At 63.8% G+C, this 18231-nt stretch carries 17 protein-coding genes; 10 read left to right on the plus strand and 7 right to left on the minus strand.

Annotation, left to right across the window (positions count from 1 at the left end):
- Window positions 1–68: 68 nt before the first annotated feature.
- Entirely contained in the window at window positions 69–1322 is a 1254-nt protein-coding gene (locus tag ACSSVC_RS16715) for an OprD family porin (RefSeq protein WP_346635835.1), read from the plus strand.
- Between the two features lie 5 nt (window positions 1323–1327).
- On the opposite strand, the gene ACSSVC_RS16720 is transcribed toward ACSSVC_RS16715, so the two are convergent.
- Window positions 1328–2338 carry a M48 family metallopeptidase gene (locus ACSSVC_RS16720; RefSeq protein ID WP_346635804.1) on the minus strand — a complete coding sequence of 337 codons (1011 nt, stop codon included), beginning with the start codon at window positions 2336–2338 and terminating at the stop codon, window positions 1328–1330.
- 27 nt (window positions 2339–2365) lie between these two features.
- Window positions 2366–2965 (minus strand): LemA family protein, encoded by a 600-nt coding sequence (locus ACSSVC_RS16725; RefSeq protein WP_346635805.1) that lies wholly within the window; start codon window positions 2963–2965, stop codon window positions 2366–2368.
- 170 nt (window positions 2966–3135) lie between these two features.
- Here ACSSVC_RS16725 and ACSSVC_RS16730 point away from each other — a divergent pair, with 170 nt between their 5' ends.
- The 4 genes from ACSSVC_RS16730 to ACSSVC_RS16745 all read left to right on the plus strand — a co-directional run bounded on the left by ACSSVC_RS16730 (window position 3136) and on the right by ACSSVC_RS16745 (window position 4884).
- Entirely contained in the window at window positions 3136–3585 is a 450-nt protein-coding gene (locus tag ACSSVC_RS16730) for a DUF4265 domain-containing protein (RefSeq protein ID WP_404939481.1), read from the plus strand.
- A 22-nt stretch (window positions 3586–3607) separates the two neighbouring features.
- Window positions 3608–4015: an Imm10 family immunity protein gene (locus tag ACSSVC_RS16735; RefSeq protein WP_346635807.1), complete on the plus strand. Its 408-nt coding sequence runs from the start codon at window positions 3608–3610 to the stop codon at window positions 4013–4015.
- Window positions 4016–4091: 76 nt separating this feature from the next.
- On the plus strand, window positions 4092–4430 hold the full coding sequence (locus ACSSVC_RS16740; protein ID WP_011060802.1) for an FKBP-type peptidyl-prolyl cis-trans isomerase: 339 nt from the start codon (window positions 4092–4094) through the stop codon (window positions 4428–4430).
- Between the two features lie 31 nt (window positions 4431–4461).
- Window positions 4462–4884, plus strand: a complete 423-nt coding sequence (locus ACSSVC_RS16745) for an NUDIX hydrolase (protein WP_346635818.1) — start codon at window positions 4462–4464, stop codon at window positions 4882–4884.
- A gap of 16 nt (window positions 4885–4900) precedes the next feature.
- Here the strand turns inward: ACSSVC_RS16745 and ACSSVC_RS16750 are convergent, their stop codons facing one another.
- Window positions 4901–5923, minus strand: coding sequence for a diguanylate cyclase domain-containing protein (locus tag ACSSVC_RS16750; protein WP_404939483.1), 1023 nt, complete (start codon window positions 5921–5923; stop codon window positions 4901–4903).
- Between the two features lie 159 nt (window positions 5924–6082).
- On the minus strand, window positions 6083–6721 hold the full coding sequence (locus ACSSVC_RS16755) for a LysE family translocator (RefSeq protein WP_346635836.1): 639 nt from the start codon (window positions 6719–6721) through the stop codon (window positions 6083–6085).
- 120 nt (window positions 6722–6841) lie between these two features.
- Between ACSSVC_RS16755 and ACSSVC_RS16760 the strand changes: the two genes are divergently transcribed.
- Window positions 6842–7780 carry a LysR substrate-binding domain-containing protein gene (locus ACSSVC_RS16760; protein ID WP_492612572.1) on the plus strand — a complete coding sequence of 313 codons (939 nt, stop codon included), beginning with the start codon at window positions 6842–6844 and terminating at the stop codon, window positions 7778–7780.
- Between the two features lie 150 nt (window positions 7781–7930).
- On the opposite strand, the gene ACSSVC_RS16765 is transcribed toward ACSSVC_RS16760, so the two are convergent.
- Together ACSSVC_RS16765 and ACSSVC_RS16770 are read right to left on the minus strand one after the other, a co-directional pair.
- The gene (locus ACSSVC_RS16765; RefSeq protein WP_492611026.1) at window positions 7931–8425 is read right to left on the minus strand and encodes a DUF1543 domain-containing protein; all 495 of its coding nucleotides are present in this window, start codon (window positions 8423–8425) and stop codon (window positions 7931–7933) included.
- An 83-nt stretch (window positions 8426–8508) separates the two neighbouring features.
- Window positions 8509–9642, minus strand: coding sequence for a cytochrome P450 (locus ACSSVC_RS16770; protein ID WP_492611027.1), 1134 nt, complete (start codon window positions 9640–9642; stop codon window positions 8509–8511).
- 81 nt (window positions 9643–9723) lie between these two features.
- On the opposite strand from ACSSVC_RS16770, the gene ACSSVC_RS16775 reads away from it, so the two are divergent.
- Window positions 9724–10518 carry an ArsR/SmtB family transcription factor gene (locus ACSSVC_RS16775; RefSeq protein ID WP_346635822.1) on the plus strand — a complete coding sequence of 265 codons (795 nt, stop codon included), beginning with the start codon at window positions 9724–9726 and terminating at the stop codon, window positions 10516–10518.
- Between the two features lie 71 nt (window positions 10519–10589).
- Here ACSSVC_RS16775 and ACSSVC_RS16780 read toward each other — a convergent pair whose 3' ends face one another.
- Entirely contained in the window at window positions 10590–14192 is a 3603-nt protein-coding gene (locus ACSSVC_RS16780) for a transporter substrate-binding domain-containing protein (RefSeq protein ID WP_346635823.1), read from the minus strand.
- A gap of 338 nt (window positions 14193–14530) precedes the next feature.
- Between ACSSVC_RS16780 and ACSSVC_RS16785 the strand changes: the two genes are divergently transcribed.
- The 3 genes from ACSSVC_RS16785 to ACSSVC_RS16795 all read left to right on the plus strand — a co-directional run bounded on the left by ACSSVC_RS16785 (window position 14531) and on the right by ACSSVC_RS16795 (window position 18231).
- Window positions 14531–15739 carry an EAL domain-containing response regulator gene (locus tag ACSSVC_RS16785; RefSeq protein ID WP_346635824.1) on the plus strand — a complete coding sequence of 403 codons (1209 nt, stop codon included), beginning with the start codon at window positions 14531–14533 and terminating at the stop codon, window positions 15737–15739.
- A gap of 90 nt (window positions 15740–15829) precedes the next feature.
- Complete coding sequence (locus tag ACSSVC_RS16790) at window positions 15830–16330, plus strand: P-loop nucleotide/nucleoside kinase family protein (RefSeq protein WP_346635825.1); 501 nt, start codon at window positions 15830–15832, stop codon at window positions 16328–16330.
- Between the two features lie 491 nt (window positions 16331–16821).
- A complete protein-coding gene (locus ACSSVC_RS16795; protein ID WP_346635826.1) occupies window positions 16822–18231 on the plus strand; it encodes a circularly permuted type 2 ATP-grasp protein in 1410 nt (469 codons plus the stop codon).

An 18231-nucleotide genomic window follows, 5' to 3' on the forward strand; every position in this document is an offset into this window, starting at 1 on the left:
GCCTGGCGCGCCTGCTTGCGGGGCGCTTGGCGAACTGCGCCTTGAATAACAACAACGAGAAGTACGACATGAGCCATTTGCTGATTCGCGCAACGGTATTTTCCTGCTTGAGCCTGCCGCCGGTGGCGGGGCTCCAGGCCGCTGACTTCATCGACGACAGCAGCCTCAAGCTGCAATTGCGCAACGTCTATTTCAACGAAAACTTCCGCGACGAACACGGCCTCAGCGCCAAGGCTGCGCGCACCGCCAAGAGCGAGCGCACCGAATGGGCCCAGGGTTTCCTGCTCGATTATCAGTCCGGATTCACCCCCGGCACCCTGGGGTTCGGGGTCGATGCCCTGGGGCTGCTGGGGGTTCGGCTCGATTCCGGCAAGGGGCGCAGTGGAACCGGGCTGCTGCCGGTGCATGACGACGGTCGCGCCGCCGGCGAATTTGCCAGTGCCGGCGCCACGGCCAAGGTGCGGCTGGCCAAGACCACGCTCAAGTACGGCACCCTGCTGCCCAAGACCCCGGTGCTGGTTTACAACGATGCCCGTCTGCTGCCGCAGACCTATCAGGGGACCCAGCTCAGCAGCACGGATATCGACGGCTTGAGTTTGACGGGCGGTTATCTGCAGCGCTTCAAACTGCGGGATTCCACCGACAGCGTGGGGCTGGTGCCCGACGGCTACAGCGGCGGCCAGTCCGGGGACTTCCGTTACGGCGGGGCCGAATACAAGTGGAGCAAGAACCTGCGCCTGAGCTATTTCCATGGCCAGCTTGAGAACTTCTATCGACAGGACTTTGTCGGTCTTCAGCACGACCTGGCGCTGGGGCAGGGGACGTTGACCAGCGATCTGCGCTACTTCCGCAGCGCCGACTCAGGCGCGGCCTTTGACGGCAAGATCGCCAACCGCATGCTCAGCGGCCAACTGACCTACGCGATCGCCGGGCATTCCCTCGGCGGTGGCTATCAGCGCCTCAGTGGCGATGCCGGCTTGCCGTATATCAGCGGCGCCACGGTCTACTCCTTCAGTAACGCCGGCATCGGCAAGTTCATCGAGGAGGGCGAGAAGACCTGGATGCTCGGCTATGGCTACAACTTCGCCAGCCTGGGTGTCCCCGGCCTGACCTTCAGCTCGCGCTACCTGAGCGGCAATGACGGCAAGTCCAAGACCCGCGTCGATGAGTGGGAGCGCGACAGCGAACTGGCCTATGTGCTCCAGCAAGGCTCGCTCAAGGGGCTGGGGGTGAAGCTGCGCAATTATGTGTATCGCTCCGACTACTCCCGTGGACGCGACAGCAACCGCCTCTACATCACTTACGACATTGCCCTCTGGTAGCGCATTTACAGCGGCTTGAAGCGCCCATCCCACTGCGGGTCCAGGCGCTGGATGCGCGCGGCCAGCGGCGGGTGGGTGGCCATCAGGCGCTCCAGGCGCAGTTTCACCCCCTGATGGAAATACAGATGGCTGTACTGGGCGGCGGCGAAGGCGCGCAGGCGTGAACCGGCGCTGCTGCCGCCGATCTTTTTCAGGGCGCCGGCAATGCCCTGGGGGTTGCGGGTGAACTGCACCGCCGAGGCGTCGGCGAGAAACTCGCGCTGGCGGCAGATGGCGGCCTTGATCAGGTTGCCCAGCAGGCTGCCCAGGGAGCCGAAGATCAGCAGGGCCAGGCCCAGCACGGCGAACACGATCTGCCAGAAGAAGCGGTGGCGGTCGCTGCCCAGGTGCTGCTTTTCGGCCTGGCGCAGCACCGCGATGCCGGCGAGGCTGAACACCAGCAGGCCGTGGATCACCGCCAGCAAGTGGGTGTTGAGGCGCATGTCGCCGTTGTGAATGTGGCTGAACTCATGGGCGACCATGCCCTGCAACTCGTCGCGGTCCAGGTGGATAAGGGCACCGCGAGTGATTCCGAGCACCGCCTGCTGCGGCGTCAGCCCGGCGGCGAAGGCATTGATTGCGTCTTCCGGCAGTACATACACGGCCGGCATCGAGGCGCCGGAGGCCAGGGCCATTTCCTCGACGATATTGAGCAGTCGCTGTTCCTCGCTGCCCCGCGGTGAGTCATTGATCAGGCGCCCGCCCAGATGCTCGGCGATCACCTTGCCGCCGGCCCGCAGGCGCCAGGTCTTGTACCAACTGCCCAGCACCACCACCAGCAGCATGAGCAGTGCCACGACCGCGACGACGGTCCAGTTCAGCACCTTGGGCTGGCCGTACTCCTGGCTCAGCTCGCGCCACAACAAGCCCAGCCCGAGGCTGCTGAGGCTGACCAGGGTGGTCACCGCCAGGGTCATCAACAGCAGCAGTTTGAGGGTGTGGCGCCGGGCGCGGGCCTGGTGTTGAAAGAACTTCATGCAAGCTTCCGGGGGCAGGCGGCGGGGTTACTGGAACGATACTTTGCTGGCGTCTTGAATTTGCGCGCTGTCGGCGAATTGCAGCAGGGCGGCGTCGGCCCGGTGGCCGAACAGCCCGGCGAAAAACAGCGCCGGCACCTGCTGTTTGCACAGGTTGTAGTCGGTCACGGCGTCGTTGAAGGCCTGGCGGGCGTAGGCGACCTTGTTCTCGGTGCTGGTGAGCTCTTCGCTGAGCTGCGCCATGTTCTGCGAGGCCTTGAGTTCCGGATAGGCCTCCAGGCTCAGGTGCAGGCGGTCGAGAACCTGATCCAGGGCGCTCTGGTCCTGGCCCAGGCGGGCGATGCGTGCGCTGTCGCCGGGTTGCGCGGCGGCCGCTTGCAGACTGTCCCGGGCACTGTTGCGCGCTTCGGCCAGGGCGGTCAGGGTCTGGCGCTCGTGCTGCAGGTAGCCTTTGACGGTTTCCAACAGGTTGGGAATCAGGTCGTAGCGGCGCTTGAGTTGCACTTCGATCTGGGCGAAGGCATTGCGCAAGCGGTTGCGCCGGGTCGTCAGGCGGTTGTAGAGGCTGACCAGGTACAGCGCCAGCAAGGCGAGCAGCACCAGGGTGACGATATCGGCGGTGGCCATGGGATGTCCTTATCGGGGTGGGGCGTGGGGGCGGCAATGGTAACGGAAACTTCCCGGGCAGCGACAGACCTTTGCCCGAGCGCGATTCAAGGATTGCCACGGGCCGGCAATTCTGCGAAAAAGCGCTCGGCGTTCGCCGGCCTCAAGCTCGGCCGGGCGCTTTTTATTCAATGAACCAGGGACAGGTGATGGACAAGATCATGCTCAGGTTGACCGTGGTCGACGACTATCCGCCGGCAGCCAGCGAAGGTGTCTGGGCGCAGCAGCAGCCAGACGGCCTGTACCGTATCGCCAATATTCCCTTCTATTCCCCGGATGTCTGTTACGAGGACGACGTAGCAGTCCAGGTGCAGGCCGATGGCTTGAAGTGGTTCAAGCACATCGCGCGCAGCAGTGGCAACAGCACGCTGCGCCTGGTGTTTTTTGAAACCGGCCGGGCCCGGGCACCCGAGGTGCTGGAACGGATCAATGCCCTGGGCTGCCGTTGGGAGGGCATGAGCAAGGCCTTCTACTCAATCAATGTGCCTGCCTCGGTGCTGCTGGACAGCGTGCTGGACTACCTGCAGGCATGCTTTGAACAGGGTTGGCTGGACTATGAGTCCGGGTTGTTGCGCCAGTGAACGGTATAAGGAGTAAAGGCTGATGAGCTTCAAGTTTCATGCAACCACCTACAGTGCCTGCACTGAGGACGAAGTCCAGATCCTGGGCTTTGCCGATGATGGGCAACAGCCAGGGCACTACCTGCTGCTGCAGCGTGCCGAATGCGTTGACGAGCAGGATCGGCAACTGGGCATGGACACTTACTATGTAGAGCTGGGCGGGCAGGACGTGGCCGGCTACGGCGGCATCGAGCGGCTGCAATTGGCGCCGGGGCGCTTGACCCTGCATTTTTCCCGCACCCTGGCCTGGTGCCGGGCCTTGCCCAGCCTTGAAGTCAGCTGGGATGCAGGGCTGGCCAGCGTCGAGGAGGTCGAGGCGGCGTTCGGCGAGATGTTTGTCGGCACCGACACCGGTATCCAGGTCCAGCACGGGCCGGGCGCAGCGCAGTGATTGCCAGGCAGCGGCAATTCTGCGAAAAAGCCCGCCGCGGTCCCGTGACGGGGCAATGTTTGAACGGGAGTGAAGCATGAGCGACGAATTGCAGGTGATCGATATCCAGCCGGGCGATGGCAAGGCCGTGGTCAAGGGGGCTTTGATCACCACCCAGTACCGGGGTTTTCTGGAGGACGGCAGCAGCTTCGATTCCTCCTATGATCGCGGCAAGCCGTTCCAGTGCGTGATCGGCACTGGGCGGGTGATCAAGGGTTGGGACCAGGGCCTGATGGGCATGCAAGTGGGCGGCAAGCGCAAACTGCTGGTGCCGGCGCACCTGGGCTACGGCGAGCGCAGCATGGGCGCGATCCCGCCCAATTCCAACCTGATCTTCGAGATCGAGTTGCTGGAAGTGCTGACCCGGGATGATTGAGGCTGAGGCCCGAACCTCAGGAGAAAGGCCGATGCCTGCCAACAAGGCTTGTGCGGTACTGCTGCGCCACACCACTGAGCTTGAGGTCTTGGCTTTTCGCCACCCGCTGGCGGGTCTGCAACTGGTCAAGGGCACGGTGGAGGCGGGAGAGTCGACGGCCGCCGCGGCGGTCCGCGAGCTGGCGGAAGAGGCTGGCGTCCAGGCCGAGGAAAGCCGCTTTCTGGGGCTCTGGCACTCGGGTTTTTCCGCTCAGGTGTGGGCCTTTCATGAGTGTCGGGTGGGGGCGCAATTGCCAGAGTGCTGGACGCATTTCACCGAGGATGATGGCGGCCATCACTTCGAGTTTTTCTGGCATCCCCTGGCCAGCCCGCCGTCGGCCCAATGGCACCCGCTGTTTCAAGCGGCCCTGGGCTTTCTGCATGAGCGGTTGCTCGGCGCGGGTCGCGAGGCCTAGACCCGGCTGCCGGGTATTACTGCCCCAGGCGGTATTGGTTGTTGCCACTGCGCTTGGCTTCGTACATCGCCAGGTCGGCGACGTGCAGCAACTGGTCCATGCGCCCGGCATGGTCGGGAAACACCGCCACGCCCAGGCTGCTGCCGATGCTGTGGCGATGGCTGTCCACCTCCACCGGGGGCGACAGTTGATTGAAGATCTTTTCGCCGATGCGCCGGGCTTCTTCTTCCAGGTCGAGCCCCGGGGACAGGCCCTCCAGAATCACTACGAATTCGTCGCCGCCGATCCGCGCCACGGTGTCGCTGGTGCGCAGGATGCCTTGCAGACGTTGGGCCGTGGCGCTCAGGACCCGGTCTCCGGCGGCGTGGCCGTACTGGTCGTTGATCGCCTTGAAACCGTTGAGGTCAACGAATACCAGGGCCACTCGGGTCTGGTTGTGACGTGCCTGCTCCAGGGCCCGGGACAGGCGCTGTTCCAGCATCAGGCGATTGGGCAGGCCGGTCAGCGGATCGAAGTGCGCCAGTTGCTGCAGCTGGCTGGTGGAGACTTTTTCATCGGTAATATCCCGTACCACCCCCATCATCTTGATGGTGGTGTCGTGCACGTTTTTCACCACGTTGCCGGTTTCCCGCAGCCAGTGGATGCTGCCGTCGGGCCACACCACGCGGTATTCCTCATCATGGTTCTCGCCGGTTTCCAGGCAGCGCAACTCGCCGGCGCGGACCCGTTCGCGATCGTCCGGATGCACGCAGGAGCAGAAGAGTTCGTAGGAGGGCACCACTTCACCGACCTTGAAACCGAACATGCCGTAGATGGCTTCCGACCAGTACAGCCGCTGGGTGTCCACTTCCCAATCCCAGGTGCCGATGCGCGCGAAGTACTGGCTGCGCTTGAAGCGCTCGGCGTCGTCGGGCAAGCCTTCGGCGAGTGTGCGATAGGCTCGCAACTGGGCCTGGGCGCGGCGTTCGCGGCGCAGCAGCCACAACGCCAGCAGGGCCAGCAACAGGGTCAGACACAGTAGGGACCAGACAGCAATCATCGGATTCTGGACAGCATGGAAGGGGGTGGTCCTGAGGGGTGGATAGCGCTTGGCTATGTTAATTCATGGCGTGCTTCCCACAGGAGATTTTTATCGGCTGGCGGGCGGTTTTTCCGCAATGTTTCCATGAACTACGAATGTCCCGGGCAAAGCCACGCGTCATCGCTGGGCGCCGGCATTGCACAACTCCAGCACGGCGTAGCCCAGGCCCAGCAGTGCCACCAGTAATAGCGCCAGGCTGGAGAGGCCGGTCACCAGGCGTTTGTACTTCAGCGAGAAACCCTGGCGCGCCACCAGGATGTAAGCCCCCAGCACGGCAAAATCCACCACTACCCAGACCAGCGTCAGCAGCAGCGCACTGTGCTGCAAGGAGCGGGTGACTTGGATGAACTGGGGGAAGAAGGAGGCAAAGAAAATGATGTCCTTGGGGTTGCCGATCCCCACCAGGAAACCGCTGGCCAGGCCCTGGCGGCCCTTGTTGGTGCGTGGCGGCGCGGGTGCGGGGGCTGGGCCAAACACCTCCCGCAGCCCCTGCAAGGCCAGCCAGCCGATGAAGCAACAGCCCAGCAGGCTGACCCAGCCGATCAGGCGTGGGTCCAGCGCCAGGCCGGTGGTCAGCATCAGCACCGCCAACAGTGCCAGCAGCAGCGACGCGGCATTGGTGCCCAGGGCGGTCAACACGGCCTGACGCGGCCCGGCGTTCATGCTGGTGTTGACGATCAGGGCCACCACTGGCCCCGGGGTGGCCACCAGCATCAGTACGCTGAGTGCATAGGCCAACAATAACGACAGGTTCAGGTCCACGAGTAACGCCTTTGAAGTCATGTGCAAGGCCTCAGCTTGGGGGCTTTGTCGTGCATTGAAAAACGCAAAAAGCTATGACCTACTATGAGTATTAATCATTATTGGTGCTCATCGATGGTCGAATCCCTGCCACCGCTCTACGCGCTGCGGGCCTTTGAAGTGGCCGCCCGCTCCAGCTCCTTTACCCGAGCCGCCGAGGAGCTGTCCCTGACCCAAAGCGCCATCAGCCGGCATATCCGCACCCTGGAAAGTCAGTTCGGCTGTCGTTTGTTCGAGCGTCACGGACCCAGGCTGGTGCTCACCGAAGCCGGACAGCGCCTGGCCCGGGAGCTCAAGGTGGGCTTCCGGATCATCGAGGATGCCTGCCTGCCGCTGCGGGCCAACACCGGACAGTTGCGCCTCAAGGCGCCTTCGACCCTGACCATGCGCTGGCTGCTGCGGGTCCTGGAGCAGCTCAAGGGGCAACAGCCGGCGCTGGCGGTGCAACTGGCCAGTGTCTGGATGGACTTCGACCATGTGGATTTCTACGCCGAGCCCTACGACTGCGCGATTCTCTTGGGCAACGGGCACTTTGGCGCCGGGGTCGAGGCCTGCAAGCTGTTTGATGAATGGCTGATTCCCATCGGTCCACCCGAGGCCGCGGACGCGCCGCCCTGGACCCTGGAACGGCTCAAGGATGCGGAGCTGATCCATCCTTCGGCGGACCGTCGTGACTGGCGACGCTGGTTGCAGGCGCAACGGCTCAAGGACAGGGACCTGCTGCAACAGGTACGACTGGAGCGGGGCAATGTCTTCGACACCCTGGACCAGGCGATCTCTGCGGCGATGGCCGGGCACGGCCTGTCCATTGGTGATCTGCACCTGGTGGTGGGGGACATTCGTCGAGGGCGGGTCAGCCTGCCATTCCCCAGCGCCGTGGCGTCGGGGGACGGTTATTACCTGGTGTGGCTGCGAGACAGCGTGCGCCGGGAATCCATCGCTCGGCTGCGGGAGTTTCTACTGAGTCAGGTCGCGGACATCAGCGATCTTGAACTGGACTACCTGAGCCCCTAGAAGCACAGGGTCCGGACATTGGCTTCGCTGACCGTCAGCGCCCTGTGCTGCACGAGCATGAAACGGCATGCTTGCCTCCTCCCTGAAAAAAAACGGCGTACATGGCAAATGCTCTATGGCCTGTTCGCCGGCAAGCCGGCGCCTATCAGGTCAGCCCAGAATGATGTAGTCGTTTTGCTGCACGATGCCCCGGTGCGGGCCGGGCACCAGATGCACATAACGGCCTTCCAGCAGGTCGATCGGCAGGCAGTCGTCCACGTCCAGCAGGGCATCGGTGTGGGACTTGTGCCAGTGGGCAAGCATCTGCCGCTTGCCCTTGGCCTTGGCTTCGGCCTTGTTCCGGGCCACCACCAGCAGGTAGCGGTGGGCCTCGCCAAAGGCCGTCGCTTCGTAGCCGCCCAGGTTCAGGAAGTACAGGCGCGGTGCACTCGGCAATGGGGCCAGGGGGCTGAGTTCGATCTTGTAGTCCTCGACCCCGTCGACCTGCATCCAGGAGTCGATGTGCAAGCCCGCCGGGCTGCCGAACCAGCCTTCGCGCAGTTGCGGGTAGGCCGCTTCGAGACGGTCGGCGACCACGAACTGGACATCGTGGACTTCAATTTTCGCTCTGGGGTGTTTTCCCCCCAGCATCACCACAAACAGCATTGTTGTTCCTTTTCCAGTATCGGCCTTGGCAGTAGGGGCACGTTTTACCTCAAGCGTCCGGGGACTGCCAGCGCGCTTGCCGGCTATCCGACGGCATCGGTGAACAGGGGAATACGGCCGTTGACCGAGTCCTGGTAGTGCCAGTCCAGCGCCAGGGCGCTCAGCCCCGGCGAGCGCAGCAGGAGCTGCAGCAAACGCTGGACGATATTCAATGCCAGGCCCCGGCCGGGACAGCGGTGCGCTCCGCTGCCGAAACTGAATCCCTGGTACGCCGGATCGCTGCCGGTGACCGCGGTCAGGGCCGGGTCGTGGTTGGCCGCCGCCAGCAGCACCAGCACCGTATCGCCGGCTTGCAGGTCCACCCCCAGCAGGGTGCAGGCCTGGACGACGAACCGCCGGGTGTTCTGCACCGGCGGGTCCAGGCGCTGGCGTTGCAGCAGCCAGGCACTGAGCAGGTCCGGATCACTGGACAGGTGCTGGCACAGAGACGGTTGCGCCAGCAGGGCGATCAGGCTGTTGCCGATCAATCCGGCACAGGCGTCGTGGGTTTGCGCCAGCAGGCCCAGCAGATTGGCCAGCAGATCCGCTGGGGCCAGGCCGTTGCTGCGCTCAAGGATCGCCGTCAGGAGTGGGCTGTGTTGTGGGGCATCGAGCAACGCCTGCATCTGTTGGAGCAGGTGTTGCGCCGCGCAATCGGCAGCCTGCAGCTGTTCTGCATTGCTCAGGGGGGAGAGGCAGGCAACGAATTCGCCGGTGCGCCGGGCAAGGTCTTCGCGCCGTTCGGCGGCTATTCCCAGCAGTCCTGCCAGCAGCGCCACTGGCAGGCGCCACTGCCAGCGTTGCAGATCGCTGGCACCTTGCGGTGCACTCAGGACAGGGCGCCATTGTGCCAGCAAGGGCATAAGGTCGATGGCGCCCAGTTGCTGCAGAGGCGTCGCCATAGCGGCACGGGGACAGCTGTGGCGCGGGCCATCGTTCATCCGCATCAGGCGTGCAAACACGTCCCCGGCAGGCCGGTCGGCGATGGCCTTGGGCACCGGCTCCTGGGGCGGTCGGACCTGGCAGGCGGGGTGGTTCAGCACTGCCGCCACCGCGGCGGCGCTGCTGGCGACCCACAGGCCCAGCGCTGAATCGTAGGTCAGGCCGCCCCGAGCACGCAGGCGGGCGTAGTAGAAATCGTAGGGGTCGAAATGGGTGACAGCACTGATCGGGTCCATGATTCGTCTCTTTGTCGGGCAGATATTCAGGTTGCTACTATCCTGATCTTTTCGAAGACACGATTCGTCATGGAGCGAAATATGAATGTAGTGCAGAACGACCTGGGGGTATCCAACGTGGCGGCGGCCATCGCCGAGCCGGCCCGCACCCGGATGCTCTGTGCGCTGATGGATGGCCACGCCCGTACCAGCACTGAACTGGCGGCGATTGCCGAAGTCAGCACGTCGACCGCCAGCGCCCATCTGGCCAAGCTCAGGGACTCCGGCCTGTTGCAGGTACAGGTCCAGGGACGGCACCGTTACTACTGCCTCGGCGATCCGCTGGTGGCCCAGGCTCTGGAGGCGCTGATGGTGATCGGCCAGGGCAGCACCTTCACCCCGCGTACCCCGGACCGCCTGCAATTTGCCCGCACTTGCTACGACCACCTGGCAGGCACCCTGGGGGTGCAGTTGCACGACCGGATGTTCGAGGCCGGTTGGTTGCTGATGGGGGAAGAGGGCAAGGCGGGAAAAAGAGGCAAAGGGGGCAAAGGAGGCAAAAGGGGCAGGGATTATCGGGTCAGTGAAAGTGGTGTCGAGTTCTTCCGCGGCCTGGGCATCGACGTGGCCGAGTTGCGCAGGTTGCGCCGCAGCCTGGCCTGTCCATGCCTGGACTGGAGCATGCGTTGCCCGCACCTGGGAGGTGCTTTGGGGGCGGCGTTGCTGCGTGTCCTGTTGCAGCGCAAATGGCTGAGACAGGATGTGGACAGCCGCGCCCTGACCCTGACCGGCACCGGCGGGCGCTACATCAGCAGGCGTTTCGGCATCGCCCTGATTCAGCCATCCAAACCGCTGTCGGCATCGGCCAGTCTGGAGCTGCAAAGCCTGGGGGCCTGAGCCTCGGCGGTTTCGCAGTTCTGGTGCTTCGGTGCTGCGGCGAGCATGCGATGAGGTGATGCCAGGGCCGCTCAATCGGGCACCTGGAACTCCAGCAAGTCGCGATCCAATCCAACCATGGCCTGCTCCAATCGCGTCAATGCGGTCTTGATCTGGCCGGCATTCGCGCCTTCGCGGCAGGCCCTCTCCAGGTATTCGCATTCATCGATCAGGGCCTGGGCGTTGATGATCCGCGCTGCACCGCGGATACGGTGAGCCAGGTCAGTCACGCCTTTATTGTCGGGGCTGGCCAGCAGTTCGCGGATCTGCTTCAAGTCCTGCTGGTTACTCTGGTGCAAGCCCTTGAGTACCCGCTGGATGGATTCGGGGTTGCCGCCGGTGAGGTGGTCCAGTTGCTGGATGTCGTAGCGCTCACTGCTGGCCTTGAGTTGCAACCGGGGCAGGGCGGGCAGTTGCCGCAGGCGGCGGTCCAGTTCAGGCAGGGCAATGGGTTTGAAGATGCAGCCATTCATGCCGGCGTCCCGGCAACGCTGTTCCTCTTCGGGATGGACGTTGGCGGTAAAGCCGAAGATCTGCACTGGCGGCCGGCCCTGGGTCTGTTCGGCAACGCGGATCTGTCGGGTCAGTTCGTAACCGTTCAGCACCGGCATGTTGCAGTCGGTGATCACCACATCGAAGGTTTCCCGCTGCCAGACCTTGTAGGCTTCGGCACCGTTCTGCGCCTGGCTCAATGAATAGTCGAGGAAGCGCAACTGCTCGCACAGCAGTTGGCGATTGGCCTGGCTGTCGTCCACCACCAGGATATGCAGCGGCCCCCGGGCAGCGACGGTCAGGGTTTCCTCCGCTACCGGAGGCGGGGCATCGGGCAGCGGGTCGAGACGACTCAACTGCACCTGCACCCGCGCCAGGGTGCCGACGCCGGGCTGGCTCTCCAGGCGCAGTTGACCGCCCATCATTTCGCACAGCGTGCGGCAGATCACCAGGCCCAGCCCGGTTCCCGAGCGGGCGTTCTGATGTTGCCCGGGCACCTGGCTGAAGGGCTGGAACAGCCGTTGCTGGTCGTCGGGCTCGATGCCGATCCCGGTGTCCTTGACGGTCAGCAGCAAGGGCAGCAATTGCGCATCGTCACCCTCGGCCTGCAAGCGGATCTGCACCCCGCCGTGTTCGGTGAACTTGATCGCATTGCTGAGCAGATTCGACAGAATCTGCTTGAAGCGCAGCGGGTCCACCAACACGTCGCCATTGACGCTGCTGTCCAGGTCCAGCTCCAGGCGCAGGCCCTTTTGCCGGGCCAGGCCATCGAAGACCCGGAACACCGACTCCACCAGATCCCGCAGGTTGGCCCGCTCGGGGCTCAGGCTCAGGCGTCCGCTTTCGATCCGGGCGATGTCCAGGATGTCGCCGATCAACTCCAACAGGCCCTGGGCCGAACCGTAGGCCACCTCGATCGAGCTGCGGTCGAGCTGGCCTTGATCCGCGCGCTTGAGGGCCAGCTCCAGCATGCCGATGACCGCGCTCATGGGGGTGCGGATTTCATGGCTCATGGTGGCCAGGAAGGTGGTCTTGGCCCGGTTGGCCTTGTCGGCATCGTTCTTGGCCTGGGTCAGTTCTTCCAGCAGTTGTTGGCGATCGCTGATGTCGAGCCAGCCACCGATGATGCCCTGGATCTCACCCTGGGCATTCCGGTAGGGCAGCATCCAGTGGTAGATGTTCAGGCGTTGGCCGCGGATGTGCACTTCGCGGTCGATCAGCAAGGGTTGGCCGCCGGCAAGGATGGTCTTGAAGTCTTCGGCAAACTGCGGGGCCTCGGGCACCGCCAGCTGGTCGAGGCTGGTGCCCAGCATGCTTTGGCGATCGGTGCCCATGGCCTTGAGGTAGCTGTCGTTGCAGATCACCAGGCGGCGGTTCAGGTCGCGCACATAGATCGGGTTGGGCGTGCCGTTGATCAGCGCGTCCATGAAGCGCATCTGATCGTTGAGGGCATGTTCGGCACGTTCGCGCTGGCTGACCTGGCGCCGCATGGCGTAGCCCCAGGCCAGGGCGATCAGCAGCAACAGCAGCGCGCCGGCACCTGCCATATAGAGGGTGGTGCGATAGTCGCGCCAGGAGGGCGGCACAACCGCCGCCTTGGAACGCCAGCGGTTGTTCAGCTCGGTGAGGGCGTCGGGCGCGATGCTGCGCAGGGACTTGTCGATGATGCTGAACAGTTCCAGCTGGTCGCGGCGGATGCCGAAGGACTCGTTGAGCAGGGGCAGGTTGAGGGCTGAGTTGACCTTGAGCCCGTCCTCCTTGATGCGCGGCAGGTTGAAGCTGACGGCGATCTCCGCTTGCACCGCGCCATCGGCCTGATGCTCGCGCAGCAGGGTCAGGGCTTCGAAGTTGGTCTGCACTTCCTTGATGCGAATCTGTGGATAGCGCTGGCGCAGCAGTGGCACCAGCGAATGGCCGCTGCCGATCAGCAGTGTCTTGCCAGCCATCTCTTCCAGGGATTTCGGCGCATCGGGGGTGTCGCGGGTGATCAGCATGTAGGGCCCGACCAGGTAAGGCCGGGTAAATTGCAGGTAGCCTTCGCGCTCAGGGTTGCGGGCCCGATCGGCAACCATCTGCACCCGGCCCTCGCGCACGGCGACGTTGAGGTCCGTGAAGCTGGGCAGGGCGTCGATCTCGAAACTCAGCCCCGTCTTGGCCTCCAGCATGGTCAGCAGGTCGGAGGTAATCCCCAGGTAATTGCCGTCGGCGTCGAAGTAGGACATCGGTGGCAGATAGCGGTGAATGCCGATGCGCACCACGGGGTTCTTTTCGATCCAGCGTTGCTCATCGGCAGTCAGATCGGTTTTTTCCATGCTCAGCAGCAGGCGGTCGCCCCAACGATTGCGGATGCTGATGTCCTGCTCTTTATGGATCGCTTGCAGTGCGGCGTCGAGCAAGCGCTGCAACTGGTGGTTGTGCGGATTCACCGCGAAGGCGAAACCCGAGAGGCTGGCCGGGCCGCTGTAGATGATTCGCAGGTAGTCACTGTAGTTGCGCGAGATCAGGAACTGCGCCGAGACCGCGTCGCTGAACAACACATCGGCGTCACCGAAGGCCACGGCGGCCATGGCCGCATCCGTACTGGCGTAGCTTTCGATCCGGGCCTTGGGGTACAGGGCCTGGGCGGCGGGCAGCGTGATGGTGTCCAGGGAGATGGCCAGGTTGCGTCCCTGCAAACCGTTTTTCAGCGATGGAGAATCCCCCAGGCGGGCCACCAGAGCCGGGCGATTGACCAGGTAGTTCTGGCTGCGTAGCAGGGGGTGTTTCTGGGCCTCGCTCAAGGTGACGCCGCCGATGAAATCGACCTCGCCCTTGGCCATGGCCTCGTAGACTTGCTCGCGGGTGTCGTAGGCACGGACAGCGACCTTCACCCCCAGGGAGTCGGCCAGCAGACCGATGTAGTCCGCGGTGATGCCTTCGTATTCCCGGGACTCGTTGACCATCTCCAGCGGTGGCAGGTTCTGCTGCGAGGTGCCCAGCACCAGCTCGCGCTTGTTGCGCAGCCATAGCCAGTCATCGTTGGCCAGGGACAACTCATGGTGATGGGGTGATTCGTAGTTGAGCAGCTGCAAGGGAGTCGCGGTGTCGCCCAGGGCAGGAAGGCATGCCAGCCATATCAGCGTTGGCAGGAGGAAACGAGGCATCGAGGCTCCTGATCGAATAACGGCACAAGAATGAGTCGAGGAGGAAAGTGTCGGGCGGCGTGGCCAGCCGCACAAGGGCTTGGCGCCAATGCTGAAAACAAATATAGATCAAGGGTGGGTGCGAAATGGGCTTATTTTCCTGAGTCGCGCGGGCTCGGGCAAGTCCACCGAGGCTGGCAGACCGAAGGTATTGTCGGCACCTTGACCCGCTTGCGGTTAGCGATACGCTTGTGTCTATCTGCACTCTCTCAATGCTCCTGTCGGTTGGTGCCCCAGAAGGGCCAGCTGATCCGTTATCGGGTCCCCCTCGGCAGTCGCCGCTCACCCTGGAGCCGCGCGTGAATACCCTGAAGATATTGGTTCTTGAAGACCATCCTGTGCAGCAACTGCTGGCTCTGGAGCAGTTGCGGCGCCTGGGTGTAGCTCAGCCGTTGGCGGCGTCCGACGGGGCCAGTGCCCTGCACCTGCTGCGTGAACGCGGTGCGGCGGACATCGTTCTCTGTGACTTGCAGATGCCCGGCATGGACGGCCTGGAATTCTTGCGGCGCGCCAGTGGGGAGCAACTGGTGCGGGCGGTGATTCTCTACAGCCTGATTGAATCCGACCTGCGTCGTGCGGTGCTGCAGATGATCAGCTTGCACGGGCTGATCGTCCTGGGGGATGTGGGCAAGCCGGCGGAACTGGCGACCCTGCAGGCGATGCTTGAACTCTATCAACTGCGCCATCAGCAACAGGTTCCGGCAGCGCCCCGGCACTTTGTTCCAGTGAGCCGGGAAGACCTGCAGCGGGGCGTCGAACAGGGCCAGTTCGTTTCCTACTACCAGCCCAAGTTCGATCTGCAACACGCCAGTTGCCGTGGCGCCGAAGTGCTGATGCGCTGGCGTCATCCCGAACACGGGGTGCTGGCCCCGGCAGCCTTTCTCGATGAGCTGGAGGCCGCGGGCCTGTTGGACGAGGTGCTGCACCAGCAGCTTGACCAGAGCATGGCCCTGCAGCGCCGACTGCTGGACCAGGGAGAAGAACTGGAGCTGGCGTTCAACCTGCTGCCGCGGCAGCTGGCTTGCGGTGACATCGTCAGGCATATCCGTCAGGCCATCGACCGGCATCAGGTGCCGCCGCGGTTACTGACCTTTGAAATCACCGAGGTGGGCCTGGTACAGGCCCCGGCCATCAGCCTGGAAAATCTGGTGCGCCTGCGGATGATGGAGTGCAACCTGGCCATCGACGACTTCGGCGCCGGCTACTCCTCCTTGCAGCGCCTGTGCGAACTGCCGTTCAACCAGATCAAGCTCGATGCTCATTTCGTTCGTGAGCTGGTGCGTCAGCCGCGCTGTCGCGCGGTGGTCGGTGCCTCTCTGGCATTAGCCAGCAACCTGGAAATGTGCCTGGTGGTGGAGGGGGTGGAAACCCAGCTCGAACGACGCCTGTTGCTGGAGATGGGCTGCGTCATGGCCCAGGGCTATTGGTACGCCCGGCCGATGTCGGAAAGCGAACTGTTGTCCTGGCCGCGAAGCGTCCCGGCCGAGCAGTCTGCAGCGTTTCCCTGACCCCGTTCTGCTGTGCCGGGCTGTGCTGCACTGGACGCCGACGGTCATTGCGTTGAAGCTGGCGCTCCACCGTTCCAGCCAGGGCCATGCATGCTCATCGTATTCAGCGGATTGCCGGGTTCCGGCAAAACCACCATCGCTCGCACCCTGGCTCCCCACTTGGGAGCCACCTACCTGCGCATCGACAGCATCGAGCAGGGCTTGCGCGATGCCGGCCTGCCAGAGGTCGGCAAGGCCGGCTACCAGATCGCCCTGCAACTGGCCGAGGCCAATCTGGCCCTGGGCAACCCGGTGCTGGCCGATTGCGTCAATCCCGTGGCCGAAAGCCGTCAGGCCTGGAGCGATCTGGCGCAGCGACTGGATGTGCCGCTGCTGGATGTCGAGGTGATCTGTTGCGACCCCCGCGAACATCGACGGCGGGTCGAGACCCGGCAATTGGATGTGCCGGGCCTGCAAGCGCCCAGTTGGCAGTCGGTGCTTGATCACGACTACGAGGTCTGGACGTCGGCGCCCTTGCGCCTGGACAGTGCGAGCCTGTCGCCGGAGCAGGCGGTGGCGTTGATCCTGGCTCGGTTGCCGGTGCGCAACTGACGGCAAACCGGCCAATCCCTGTCGCGGCCAGTCAATGCCTTGAACCTCGATGGTGCGTGGGCGGTCAGTGCTCAGGGGCCGCTGCCGGCCAGTGCACGCCGTACTGCCCGGAAAACTCCCGATAACGGGGCAAAAAAATCCTCTCCGGGGCTTTATGCACCGATTCAGCCCGTGTCGGTTGGCCGTGATTCAAGCTGAGTCCCCATGGGCGTCCCCAAGACAGGTTCCTGCTGGGGAGGTGTGTCTCTTTTTTGAATGTATTTGTCGCTTTTTGCTGGTTTTTCAGACCGTATGCCGCCGTGACGGTTGTTTGGGCATTTGCGGCATAGCGTTTGCTACCACTCTGTGAGACGGGCGGCAGGGGCCGTCCGATCATGAGCCCAGGAGGTGCTCGCACACAGGGGAACGATCATCCCTTCAAGGTCAAAGCCGGGTCACGCACACACAGGGTTCAAATAAAAAGCCGTTCGCATCACGGCAAGGAGTTGGCTATGTCCCGCGCTTTTTTCGATGAAATGTACGCTGCCAGCGGCACCTGTCGACCCCATTACCAAGCGTTCGCCCGTTGGCTGGCGGACACCCCCATTGAGCTGTTGGACCAGCGGCGGCGCGAGGCCGACCTGCTGTTCCATCGCGCCGGGATCACCTTCACCCTGTACGGCGACGAACAGGGCACTGAACGCCTGATTCCCTTCGACATCATTCCCCGCAGCATCAAGGCCAGCGAGTGGCGCACGGTGGAGCGCGGTTGCGTGCAGCGGGTTCAGGCGCTGAACCTGTTCCTGGCGGATATCTATCACGGCCAGCGGATCATCAAGGAAGGCATCATTCCCGCCGAGCAGGTGCTGGCCAACGAAGGCTATCAGGTGGCCATGCAGGGCCTGGACCTGCACCGGGGCACCTACGCCCATATCGCCGGGGTGGACCTGGTGCGCGACGGCGATGGCAGCTATTACGTACTGGAAGACAACCTGCGCACCCCCAGTGGCGTGAGCTACATGCTCGAAGACCGCAAGATGATGATGCGCCTGTTTCCCGAGCTGTTTGCCGCTCAGCGCATTGCCCCCATCGACCATTATCCCAACCTGTTGCTGGACACCCTGAAGAGCTCCAGCCCCCTGGACAACCCGACGGTGGTGGTGCTGACCCCGGGGCGCTTCAACAGTGCCTATTTCGAGCACGCCTTCCTCGCCCGGGAAATGGGCGTGGAACTGGTGGAGGGTGCCGACCTGTTCGTCCGTGACGATCGGGTGTTCATGCGCACCACGGCCGGTGCCCAGGCGGTGGACGTGATCTACCGTCGGCTGGACGATGCCTACCTCGATCCGCTGTCGTTCAATCCGGACTCCATGCTCGGGGTGCCCGGGCTGATCGCCGCCTATCGCTCGGGCAATGTGGTGTTGGCCAACGCCGTGGGCACCGGGGTCGCGGACGACAAGTCGATCTATCCCTATGTGGACGAAATGATCCGCTTCTACCTCAGCGAAGAGCCGATCCTCAAGAACGTGCCCACCTGGCAGTGCCGCAAACCTGCCGAACTGTCCCATGTGCTGGCCAACCTGCCAGAGCTGGTGGTCAAGGAAACCCAGGGCTCCGGCGGCTACGGCATGCTCGTGGGCCCGGCGGCCACGGCGGCGGAGATCGAGGATTTCCGCGCCCGGCTCAAGGCCCGCCCCGAGGCCTACATCGCCCAGCCGACCCTGTCGCTGTCCACGTGCCCGACCTTTGTCGAAAGCGGCATTGCCCCGCGGCACATCGACCTGCGCCCATTCGTACTCTCAGGCAGCGAAACCCGCCTGGTGCCTGGCGGCCTGACCCGCGTGGCCCTGCGCGAAGGCTCGCTGGTGGTGAACTCGTCCCAGGGCGGCGGCACCAAAGACACCTGGGTAGTGGAGGACTGA

The organism is Pseudomonas sp. E1BtOHC1, assembly GCF_058744285.1.